This is a genomic window from Nitratireductor aquibiodomus NL21 = JCM 21793 (assembly GCF_000615975.1).
GTDB lineage: Bacteria > Pseudomonadota > Alphaproteobacteria > Rhizobiales > Rhizobiaceae > Nitratireductor > Nitratireductor aquibiodomus.
Genome location: NZ_BAMP01000122.1, coordinates 1 through 10,522, shown reverse-complemented (window position 1 = coordinate 10,522; position 10,522 = coordinate 1). Strand labels below are relative to the sequence as shown.

Here is a 10,522-nt window from a genome sequence, read left to right as displayed (position 1 = left end):
ACTCTCATCACCAATACCGGTTACGTCTCCCGGGGGGTCCATGTCTCCCCGCTATCGCTCGAAGTATAAATCCGTCCAGTTGACACCACCGCCACCAGTTTGACACCGTCCGCCGAGGAGGCCACATCATACCAATACCGGTTACTCTCCCGGGGGGTCCATGTCTCCCCGCTATCGCTCGAAGTGTAAATCTGTCCATTCTGTACCGTAGCGACCAATTTTGTTCCGTCCGCGGAAGACGCCACCCTATACCAATCCCGATTGCTTTCTCGCGATGTCCAACTCTCTCCGGCGACACATGCGTCAGAACACGCCGCATAATCGAGCCTTCGGGATGATCGACGAAGCTCTGCCATTCGGGGAGAGTTTCGGTGAAGACCATGCGGGTGCCGGAACCGGGATTGGTCACGTCCCGGCAAACGCCGTGGGCGTCAACGGTGACGGTGGACCCGGTCGGGATGGGAACGCCGACCTGCGCGGACGTTATGCCGGGCAGCATGATAAGGGCCGTGACAAGCAAGATTCGCCAGATCACTGCTCCCCCTCTTGAAGCGCGCGGACTTCCTCGCGCAGATTATCGTTGTCGGCGCGCAGTGCACGAATTTCTTCCGCCAGATTATCATTGGCCGCTTTCAGCGCCTCGATATCTGCGTCATGGCCGTCCAGCCGCGCCACAATGGCGGTGATCTCCGCTATCAAGTCGTCAATGAGCGCTTTGAGCTGCTTCACCGCCTCGATCAGCGGGCCTATCAGTTGATTGTATTCGACCGTCTTGAAACCTTCGGAATTTTCACCGACAGCTTCGGGCATGACGGTTTCAACGTCTTGGGCGATCACGCCGTAAGACCCCCGCCCAGAATCCTTCCAGAGGAAATGCTTGCCCTCAATGCCGTTGAGCAAGGCAAACGGATCGGCAATGGTTTCAATATCGGTTTTCAGGTTGCGGTCGGACGAGCCGTAATAAGCGGTCGCGGTTACATTGCCGCTCGCCGTAAAATTGCCCTGCACATGAGCTTTTCCGTTGGAATACAGGCCGTAGCCACCACTCGATGCATTGGCGTAAACTGCGCGACCATCTGGACTGTTGGTCTGCGAATATACCCCATAGGTTATACCGGTTGAGGGGCTTGATATAATGCGAGCTCCGTACGTTCCACCTGCGGCGAAAACTCCCGTTCCCTCAGGCTATTATTCGCTGAGAAATAGCCGCCGTAGGTGCTGCCGCTCGTTGCGGAAGCCTGTGCCAATACTCCGTAACCTGAAGTGCTTGAATTACGAAATTCTCCGGCAATTGTGGCGCCTGTGGCTGTGGTCACGGCGGCACGAATTCCTCGACCTCCGTTGCTCTGACTCAGGAAATAGCCACCATAATTGGTGCCGCTGGTAGCGGTTGCACGCCCATAAACACCATATCCTGCGATGCTATCGGATTGGCCGCTGACACCTTGAGTCGTACCGCTGCTGGAACTCGCCCAACCTCTGACCCCGAAGCCTTGATTACTTTTACTATGGCCCCACACCCCGTATGTTTGTCCGCTCGCGGATTCCGCCAGACCGTATACTCCGGTTCCGCTTGTGCTGGCACTTTGACCCCATACACCATAGCTTCCGCCGGTTGCATCCGTTGCAACGCCATTGACCCCTCGATGGTGTCCTTGTCCGTACACCCCAAAGCGCAATGGTCCCGTCGCCAGCGCAACCAGCCCGTTCGACACGCTGTATGTCAACCCTGAGCTTCCCGCGAACGCACCGCCGTCATTAAATTGAACCTGTCCGTCTGCTCCTCCCGGTTCTCCACCCGCGTTAGCATCGACATAGGCCTTGGTGGCGGCATCTTGCGGATCGACGGGGTCGGCAAGATTGATGACCCTGTTCGTTGTCATATCAAGATCGCCGGTTGCCGTGTGATTGCCGAGATTGTCACCGCCGCCGATACAGCTCGGTCCGTTGGCAACCATAACGCGGTTGGTTCCGGCGCCCGCAACCGCTACAAACTTGCCGCCGCCATAGTAGATATCGTCCCAAGTATTGTTTTCTGGCGCAGCGCGAGCCGTCCAGTTTTCTCCATCGGGCGAGGTCATGATGCGGTTCGTGCCATCGGTCGATAACGCCGCAAACATGCCGTCTCCGTAGGCCACCGCAGCCCAGCGGTTATTTTCCGGTGCGGCGCGGGCTGTCCAGTTTTCTCCATCCGTTGACGTCATGAGGCGGTTCGTGCCGGACCGGGCAACAGCGACAAATTTCCCGCCACCGAACGTGACATCCATCCATTGATTGTCCTCCGGCAGTGCGTGTGCCGCCCAGGTCACGCCGTCCGGTGAGGTCATAATACGGTTTGTATTCCCCCCCGATCTTGCCAGAGCAACGAATTTTCCGTTCCCGTAGGTAATGCTGGTCCAATAGTGGCTGGTGGCAGGCGTTGCCACGGTCCACGTAATACCATCTGACGAATGCATAATGCTGTTGCCGGGCGCCTGAGCAACAGCAACAAATTTTCCACCACCATATGCTATATCGACCCAGGATTTTGACGGTGCACTGCGCGATGTCCACGTAATACCATCAGGAGAGGTCATCACGCGGTTTGATCCGTTATAGGAAACAGCGACAAATAACCCATTGCCGTAGGTGACGCCGTACCATTGGTTGGTTTCCGGCTGTGTTCTGGCCGTCCAGTTGACCCCATCCGGGGATGTCATGATGTAATTTGTCTCACTCCCGGTATAGGCGACCGCAACAAAAATGCCGTTGCCGTAGGTGATGCCTGTCCAGGCATTATTTTCGGCGGCAGGATGTACTTCCCAGTTTACGCCACCCTCTTCGCAAACTTGTTCTGTCCCGGTGTTGTTATCGGCTGCGCAAACCCAGCCAGAACCATTATATTTAGCCACTTCACCAGCCTCGCAGCTCATATTCGCGAGAATATCACTGTCGGGTGGCAGGGGCAGATTGTCGGTGCAGTTGATGACGCTACCATCCGAATTACACCATTTGCCGTTGGTGAGCGCTCCCACCTTCGGGTCGGTTTCCGTGTATCCGGTTCCCGCCGCAATATTGGTATCGACATAAGCTTTGGTTGCGGCGTCAGCGCCCACCGTCGGCATCGCAAGATTAACAATCTTATTGCCCGTCATATTCAATTGGCCGTTTATTTCGGCGGTTCCGGCAACATCCAGCCGCGCGGACGGAGCACCGGTTCCAATGCCCACTTCACCAGTTTTCAGGATAGCGATGGCGGGACTACCTGGGACGGTCGTTTGACCGATTTTGAGCTTGTTACCATCTGCGCCGTCAGAAATTATATGCCAGTAGTGCGGAGTGCCTCCGGACTCAGCCGTCCGCAGATAGACTATCGCTCTCGCACCGGGTTGGGAGACATGCGCCCACAGCCCGGCATTCCCGCCGCCCTCGTTGATGACGTGAATATATGCAGGGTCAGTAGAGTCATGCTTGACGTGGAGTATATTGGTTGGCTCATTTGTTCCGATGCCGACAAGGTGTTTTTCTTCATCAACGAAAAGCGTGTCGCCATCCACCGCGAGGCCGCTATAAAGAGTGGTGTCACCCGTAACGCTGAGCGTACCGCCTAGCGTGGTTGAGTTGGTTACCGAAAGACTATGTAAGTCAGCCAACCCCGCTGCCGTAAGCGTGCCGACATTGGTCGCCCCGGCATTGAGGCCTTCGAGCGTCGTCGTGCCGTCGACATCGAGATTGCCGACCACATTGGCAGATCCCATTGTTGCCGCGCCACTGATGTCAAGCGCGCCGTCAACATCAACGTCGGCCGTTATTAGCTTGGACAGGAGCTCAACGGCTGTGCCGCCAAGCGCCTGGATATAATCCACCTTGATGGCAGGCCGAGCCGGATCGGAGGCGGCATCAACACCAAACACCACGTCCCCTCCATCATTCTTGACTTGCAGATTTTTGGCGATTTCAGCCGTTTCCGGATCGCCTGATTTCAGGTTCCACAGTCCGCCGCCCATGATGGCAGCTTCGCCATAGGTGTAGCTCATCACGATGTCGTCACTGCCGCCCACGCGGATCAGGTAATCCGGCGCATCACCGCAGCCTGTCTGGAAAATCCGGTCTGCGCCGGATGAGATAATGGCAATGGTAACTTGTTCTTCAGTGTTGGCTCCGGCGAGACGCCGCTGCGAAGTCCCGCCGCAGCCGGTTCCATCAACCTGCGCGCCGTGGTCCCAGACACAATATCCATAGCTATCGCCCCAAGGGTCGAGTTGCGAAGCACCCAATGAAGTGGGCAAGAAGCCGCCACCATCTGGCGGTGATCCAATACCGGTCGTTTCCCATTCAATCGGCTCTAAGAAACCATCCGCATCACAATCACCCCCGGCGTCCTGCTGCGCCGCAGCCACAAGAGCCAGCCGGCCGGCCGCGATCATCGCATTCTCAGCCACCGTGCGCTGGGTTACATTATGCATCGAGCGTACCGGGCCCTTCATGATGGTCATGGTGGACGCGCCGATCACGCCAACCAGCCCCACCGCGCCGAATAAGGTAAAGAACACATTGCCTGATTGGGTCAGAAAGCGGCGGTGATTATCCATGGTGGCTGCCTTTTATGCGCTGCCCCGCGCCCCGCTCTTCAAACCTGCGCCACAGGCGCGCCGCCAATACGCCAACAACCGCCCCCGTGGTGAATAATAACCCGCACCCCAGATAGAATTGCGTCAGCGGGGTGAGGAAATAATGGAACTCATCGCTTAATACAATCGTAAGTGTCGGTAGAAAAGATATTATAAAAAATAAAAACAGAATAGATTTATTCATTCAAAACCCGTCCCTTTTGCACTTTTTATTATGTCACAAGATATGAAATATAAGCAACTTAAAATAATAAATAATTACATAGGCTTGATGCGGGCGCGCGTCAGCGGCCGGATCGCCTCGATAGGAAAAAACCGCCCCGGCAAAAGGGACCCTTTTCGCACTGACCCGGTTTTTCTGTGTTTCTCCGTGCAACAGGAGATAAAATCTTGAGTGCCCGCTACCCCGGCATGAAGATCGGCTACGCCCGTGTTTCCACGGATGAACAAAATCTCTCTCTACAGTTGCATGCTTTGGAAAAAGTGCCGTGTGATATCATCCTGACAGATAAGGCTTCGGGCGCGGATGCAAGCCGCAAGGGCTTGCGCCGGGCGCTGCGGCGGATCAAGGCGGGGGATATTCTGGTTGTCTGGAAGCTCGACCGGCTGGGGCGCAGTCTGATGGACCTGGTCAAGATTGTTGAGCATCTTAACCAGAAGCGGGCGGGGCTGCGTATTCTTACCGGTCAGGGATCAATGATCGACACCACCCATTCAGAAGGGCGATTGATGTTCAGCCTGTTTGCGGCGCTGGCGGAGTTTGAGCGTGAACTCATCCGCGAGCGCACCATTGCCGGGATGAAGGCGGCGCGGCGGCGCGGGGTGCATATCGGCCGGCCGCGCAAGCTCTCCCCCGCGCAGCTTCACACAGCCCGCCGCTGGATCGAGCGCCGCGCCAAAACCTACAAACAGGCCGCAGATAGTCTGGACGTCAGCGTCACTACCCTGCGCCGCGGGCTGGATTCATTCTCCGGCTAGTAACCCACCAAAAGTGGCGGTTACTCCTTCATTTTTCTGCTGGGTAGATTATCAGCGCTTGTTGCAGGTGAATTTTGTACCCTTGGTAAAGCGAGGCTTATATCCTGATTTACACGCAGCCGCTGCGTAGCGCGAACTGCTGGCAGCAAATGCCAGACCCGAACTATTGCGGTTTGTCCAAATTAGCGTTTTAAACTGCTTGCCCGGCTGAACGTGGTGATGACGACAGTCCCACTCGCCTGTCTTGTATCCGAACCATTTCCCGATCTCTCCAAGAGTCCTTTTCTGGCAGAAAAGGACGTTAATGGGTTTGCGGCAACTGTTGTAAAAATACAGTTGGCTCCAGCCTTTGTTCTCGCGCGTTGCAAGGCAGCTCTGCGCGGTCGGATCGAATTCATTCATAAAGAAGCCGGCTGCTACAAAGCCTCCGGCACAAAGGAGAGCTATCTTTCCCCATCCCCACTGCTTGCTCATCGTCTCACACCCCTTATAGCCGCCAGCAATCCCGGCTCGCTTGCACGCCCCCGAATGGGACTGCCACGTAGCGCGCTCGATGCTGCCTTTTTAACCGTTCAGTGTTTCCTCTTTGCGTGTTAGGCCGATGGCAGCGGCTGGCTTTTGTTTTGCGGCCCGGTTCTGGCTGTTTCAGCGGTCGTTATCTCCTTGATAAGTTCGATCGCAGCGTAGACTTGGATGGCCTCCAACACGATAAGAACGACAGTCCACCAGTAGTACGAAGAGAGGTTGGACGCGGCGGCAACGCTCTCGGGAAGCAGGGTAACAATAATGAAGCTGATGCCGAGGACGCCCCAAAAACACGCCCACCACCCTGTGACCTTTTCGTAATTCCCGTTACCGACAAACACCGAGTGCAGGTTCTTCATGGCCTCGTAGGGCTTCCAAAACCACATGACCGGTACAAAATACCAGTAGACGGCCCCTGCCGGGGTCACCGATTGTGGCCCTGCAATGGCGTGGGCAGTGACGGTCGCGCGATACTTCCAGACCAACCAGAGGATCAGGGCGACAAGAGAGGGGACAGCGTAAATCATGGTAAAGAGCTCACTCTCCAAAACCGTCAAGGCATTAAAGCGCAATTGGTCGTCGCTCCGGGCCTTAAGCAGCATGTAGCCGGCAACGGCCGTCGGAAACATACATACAAAGTGCCCAGTAGAGCAGCTTGCCCACCAGCCTGTTGTCGTAGACCCGGTAAGATACGGGAATGGTAACCGGCGCAACCGATGCCTTTGGCGCTTCGGAAGCTACCTGAGGCGGTTCTATCGTTTTTTCACCGAGCAGTTTTCGCAGGTCGGTGCGAAAAAGCGGTGTCCAGTCCGCAATCTTTTCCGACCAGACTTTTGTATGCGCATTGACGACACCGGCAGTCAGGAGAGCGCCCATTTGTTCTTCGGTGAACGGCCCTTTCCGATCTTCACCTTCGCTGTTGTAAAACCAAATGGCCTGTGTTTCGGACACTGCGAATTCCTCCTGTTGTTCAGAGTCTATGCCGTTAAGGCTTGTCGTCTTCCTGACGGCGCATAGCGCGGGTGAGCGTCCAGGGCGCGATGTCGAAATCACCGGCAACGGCTGTGATCGTTTCGCCCGCGCGCACGCGTTGGCTCGCAGCGAATAGCTGGGCGTCATTCAGCTTGCGCGGGCGGCCCAGGCTCTTGCCACGGGCTTTTGCAGCGGCCAGCCCCTCTTTCGTGCGCTGCGAGAGAGTGCGGCGCTCAAACTCAGCGAGCGCGCTCATCATGGTGTAAACGAAGATGCCGGCCGGCGTGCTGGTATCGATACTCAGACTGGCGATGCGGAAATGAATGCCGCGTTTGCGTAGTTTTTCGGCCTCGGCCAGTGCGTCGATCACTGAACGGAAAGCCCGGTCCAAATCCCAGACCACCAGCATGTCACCCTGATTCAGGGATTTGATGACACGCTCATAGACCGGCCTGCGCGGGCAGACCGCCGAGAGTTTTTCGATGTGCAGTTCGTCGCAGATCATACGTAGCCCGTCTATCTGGCGGTCCGGACGCTGCTCTGCGGTCGAAACACGCAGATAGCCGATGGTTCTCATCGCCTTGGCTACTTTGCTTGACAGTTGGCTGGGCTCTGAGGTCTCCACAATATGGTTCGTTTTCGTGCGCGGCCTTTCAGGCACGCGGACGCCTTGGATGGGTTTTCGGGGTTGGCGCTTTTCCGGGCACCTGAAAAAATCGTATCAAATCCCGCAAGGGGGATTCAAATTTCAACGAAAATGAACGTTTTTGTTGACCTGGGCGTGACTTTCACATGGGCGGTACAGTGCCGTCCCGCCTGCGGCCTTCGATCAATCCGTGGCTTTCGGATTGAGAGAAACCACGCGTCCGCTCGCCCAGCCAAGGTCAAGAGCCTCGCTGTCCCAGGCGCGTTCCTGATCGGGATAAGCGCGGCGCATGACCAGTTCGAATATCGCCGCGCTTGCCGAATAGGCGAGCATGTCCACGGGCGTGCGCCCGAAACTATCTGCTTGCCATAGATCGCAGTCAGGAAATCCGAGCAGAAGAGAGACAGCATCTTCGCTTTGCCGGAAGATGGCAATGTGCAGCGGCGTCAGCCCGGCATAGGGATCGCCGCGATTGAGCTGTCTCGGGTCCGCTTCCAGGATCGTCGCCGCCAGTTCGATGTTGTCCATGTAGATGGCGCGCAGGAGCGAATAGCTCGCGCGGCGGTGTCCGTCCATCGGCTGGAACCGGGCGAACAGTCTCTGTCCCGCGACCTTGCGCTTGGGCTGCAAGCTCATAGCATCGCTCCGATAGCTAGCGGGTTGGAAATCAGTCTTTCAATCTCGGCGGTGTTCTCAATGCCAGGCGCAATAAAATGATCGCCGGGCGCGCGCAGAAAATCTGCCGGCTTGCGGTGATAGACATATTCGCGGGCGTAAGTCATGACGACGCGGTTTTGCACATCCGGCAGCGGCGACACATTCACCTGTGCGTTGCCGTCAAGATGAAACCCCAGGCCAAGCGCGCCTGCGAACTCCCGGTGCATGTGGGCGAGATCGCCTGCCGAAAGCGCGGTCCAATCGTTGCGGACAGCCTGACGGACTTCGCCGGGCGTGAAGAGCGCCAGTTCATGGGGATTGGCCGCTTCATTGGGGCCGTTGGCGGTAATCAGGATCGAATGAAACTTTCCGACGCGGGTCAGGCAATCGCGCAGGAACAGGTGAATGCTGTTGCCGGACGCGATCCCCACACCTTCATAGATCACGCGCGTATCAAGCGTTACAAAGTCCGGCGGGAAGAGGATCGACAGCGGGAATTCGGCGGCATGATAGTACCCCATCGGGGTTGCGCGAAGGATCAGGATGGAACGCTCTGCAATGTACTGTTTGATGTCGGCTGAGCGTTTGAGCCGCGCGTCACGGTCGAACGATGCCGGATCGTCCAGGAAGCGGCGAACAAGCGGCATCGGCAAATAGGAATTGCGGTCCTGCGCGGGCGCGCAGAGATAGACACCCGCAAAGCTGTTCAGCACTTCCTGTTCCCAACTATCGTAATCATCCATTGCCGCCAAATGGAAATAGAAGTCGAACGAGCTTTCACCGACCTGCGCGAAGATGTTTTCCGGTGAGAGTTTTTGACGGAACTGCGGATCGTGATGCGCGGCGATCCAGTCGATCACCGTATCAAGGTGAGGGTCGGCCAGCGCGAATTTACGCAGCCGGGTCAGATATTCCCGGTGAAACGTTACGCCGCGCCAATCGCTGATGGCGTCGGCAACAGCGCTGAACGATAGATGCGGATGGGCCTTGATGAGCGCATTGAGTTTTTCAATCACGCGCTCATACGCATAGCGATCATATTTTCCACGCTGCGCTCCGGCCACGCATCCTGCCCCCATTGTTACAAGTCTGTCTCGGACTTTCCGCCACGTACTCTCTAATCAGTTCGAACCGGCAGAAACGCGCGGCTCGCTTCTTTCCATACCGCTGCGCGCTTCTCCGGCCAAGGCAATCACCCGGCTCCCAAGGAGAAATCGTTTGTTCAAGGAGTTTTCCGACATCGCCCCAAAAGCGGTCCTCGCGGCCGCGCTCGTGTGGGGCGGGACCAACTATCTGCTGATCGGCCCGGAAGTGGCGGCGCGGGTTGCCCGCGCCGACTACCTGCCAGCCTGTGAAACGGACTTCGCCGCGATGGTGGCAAGGGCGGAAGAGGCCCGCATCCGCGCGGTGCCGAAGCCGCAAACGCATTCGCAGCAGGACATGGCCGCCGCGCAATATAATGCGCTTCAGTCCAGTCCCTTCATGCAGCAGCTCCGCCAGCTTAGCGGCGGCGGCGATCCGTTTGGCTTCAACCGCGCCGCCAATGTCGCGCTGGGGCAGTTGGCCGAAAAGAAACGCATGGCGCAGCAGGCTTACGAAAGCGCCATCACGCGGATCAAGGAACAGACCGCAACCGATCTTGCCCGCTCGGGCACGGTATGCGGCTGCGTGGCCGATGCCGCCATTGACGATGCCCGAACCGAGTGGGCGGTGTTCTCCGGCACGCTCGGCCTGATCCGTCCCGCTGCCGTACGCGAATTCGATGAACAGCTCTCCCAAGTTTTCGAGACCGGTCAATGCACTGGTGATGGAGGCCGCTCATGAGCGCGCACGTCTATTATCGCGGCGGCGGTTTCGAGGTGAACGAAGCTCTCCTTAAAACCCCGCGCAAGAGCTATGCGCTGGAACGCATCGAATATGTATCGGTCACACGGCCGCTGCTCCTGTTCACCGGGCCGCCCGCCATCGGATTGATCGGCTTCGCCCTCTCATTCTGGCGCTATCTGCATTGGGGCGAAATCCTCTCGCTTGCCGGTCTGTCGGCAGCGGCGCTTATCCTCGCCACCAGGGTTGGCACGCTGCGGGTGCATTCACTCGCCTTACGGGACGATGAAGTGGCGCAAAGCTTCGGCCC

The 10,522-nt window shown here is 57.3% G+C and carries 12 protein-coding genes; 3 read left to right on the top strand and 9 right to left on the bottom strand.

Annotated elements, in window-relative coordinates:
* Positions 1-531 precede the first annotated feature (531 nt).
* From JCM21793_RS28445 to JCM21793_RS21280, 3 genes are all read right to left on the bottom strand, one after another.
* Positions 532-1,008, bottom strand: coding sequence for a tail fiber domain-containing protein (locus JCM21793_RS28445; protein ID WP_025031652.1), 477 nt, complete (start codon positions 1,006-1,008; stop codon positions 532-534).
* Between the two features lie 101 nt (positions 1,009-1,109).
* Entirely contained in the window at positions 1,110-4,571 is a 3,462-nt protein-coding gene (locus JCM21793_RS28440; protein ID WP_155983508.1) for a hypothetical protein, read from the bottom strand.
* Positions 4,564-4,794 carry a hypothetical protein gene (locus JCM21793_RS21280; protein WP_025031650.1) on the bottom strand — a complete coding sequence of 77 codons (231 nt, stop codon included), beginning with the start codon at positions 4,792-4,794 and terminating at the stop codon, positions 4,564-4,566. Before JCM21793_RS21280 ends, JCM21793_RS28440 begins: the two co-directional genes overlap by 8 nt.
* A gap of 206 nt (positions 4,795-5,000) precedes the next feature.
* Between JCM21793_RS21280 and JCM21793_RS21275 the strand changes: the two genes are divergently transcribed.
* Positions 5,001-5,588: a recombinase family protein gene (locus JCM21793_RS21275; RefSeq protein WP_244439940.1), complete on the top strand. Its 588-nt coding sequence runs from the start codon at positions 5,001-5,003 to the stop codon at positions 5,586-5,588.
* 51 nt (positions 5,589-5,639) lie between these two features.
* On the opposite strand, the gene JCM21793_RS29365 is transcribed toward JCM21793_RS21275, so the two are convergent.
* The 6 genes from JCM21793_RS29365 to JCM21793_RS21250 all read right to left on the bottom strand — a co-directional run bounded on the left by JCM21793_RS29365 (position 5,640) and on the right by JCM21793_RS21250 (position 9,452).
* Entirely contained in the window at positions 5,640-6,062 is a 423-nt protein-coding gene (locus tag JCM21793_RS29365; RefSeq protein WP_155983507.1) for a hypothetical protein, read from the bottom strand.
* A 119-nt stretch (positions 6,063-6,181) separates the two neighbouring features.
* Complete coding sequence (locus tag JCM21793_RS21270) at positions 6,182-6,715, bottom strand: DUF4328 domain-containing protein (RefSeq protein WP_025031648.1); 534 nt, start codon at positions 6,713-6,715, stop codon at positions 6,182-6,184.
* On the bottom strand, positions 6,705-7,064 hold the full coding sequence (locus JCM21793_RS21265; protein ID WP_025031647.1) for a DUF4339 domain-containing protein: 360 nt from the start codon (positions 7,062-7,064) through the stop codon (positions 6,705-6,707). Before JCM21793_RS21265 ends, JCM21793_RS21270 begins: the two co-directional genes overlap by 11 nt.
* Positions 7,065-7,098: 34 nt before the next feature.
* Positions 7,099-7,746 (bottom strand): recombinase family protein, encoded by a 648-nt coding sequence (locus JCM21793_RS21260; protein ID WP_051556258.1) that lies wholly within the window; start codon positions 7,744-7,746, stop codon positions 7,099-7,101.
* A gap of 168 nt (positions 7,747-7,914) precedes the next feature.
* A complete protein-coding gene (locus tag JCM21793_RS21255; RefSeq protein WP_025031645.1) occupies positions 7,915-8,367 on the bottom strand; it encodes an ankyrin repeat domain-containing protein in 453 nt (150 codons plus the stop codon).
* A complete protein-coding gene (locus JCM21793_RS21250) occupies positions 8,364-9,452 on the bottom strand; it encodes a hypothetical protein (protein WP_025031644.1) in 1,089 nt (362 codons plus the stop codon). The genes JCM21793_RS21255 and JCM21793_RS21250 overlap by 4 nt, the downstream gene beginning before the upstream one ends.
* A gap of 154 nt (positions 9,453-9,606) precedes the next feature.
* Between JCM21793_RS21250 and JCM21793_RS21245 the strand changes: the two genes are divergently transcribed.
* Together JCM21793_RS21245 and JCM21793_RS27585 are read left to right on the top strand one after the other, a co-directional pair.
* Positions 9,607-10,212: a hypothetical protein gene (locus tag JCM21793_RS21245; protein WP_025031643.1), complete on the top strand. Its 606-nt coding sequence runs from the start codon at positions 9,607-9,609 to the stop codon at positions 10,210-10,212.
* Positions 10,209-10,522: hypothetical protein (locus tag JCM21793_RS27585; protein WP_036541298.1), on the top strand; the 314-nt coding region annotated here is incomplete at its 3' end. The genes JCM21793_RS21245 and JCM21793_RS27585, both read left to right, overlap by 4 nt.

Coding starts and splice junctions, on each gene's coding strand:
- JCM21793_RS21255 (WP_025031645.1), bottom strand. CDS start 8,367: ATGAGCTTGCAGCCCAAGCGCAAGGTCGCGGGACAGAGACTGTTCGCC.
- JCM21793_RS21270 (WP_025031648.1), bottom strand. CDS start 6,715: ATGCTGCTTAAGGCCCGGAGCGACGACCAATTGCGCTTTAATGCCTTG.
- JCM21793_RS28440 (WP_155983508.1), bottom strand. CDS start 4,571: ATGGATAATCACCGCCGCTTTCTGACCCAATCAGGCAATGTGTTCTTT.
- JCM21793_RS29365 (WP_155983507.1), bottom strand. CDS start 6,062: ATGAGCAAGCAGTGGGGATGGGGAAAGATAGCTCTCCTTTGTGCCGGA.
- JCM21793_RS21280 (WP_025031650.1), bottom strand. CDS start 4,794: ATGAATAAATCTATTCTGTTTTTATTTTTTATAATATCTTTTCTACCG.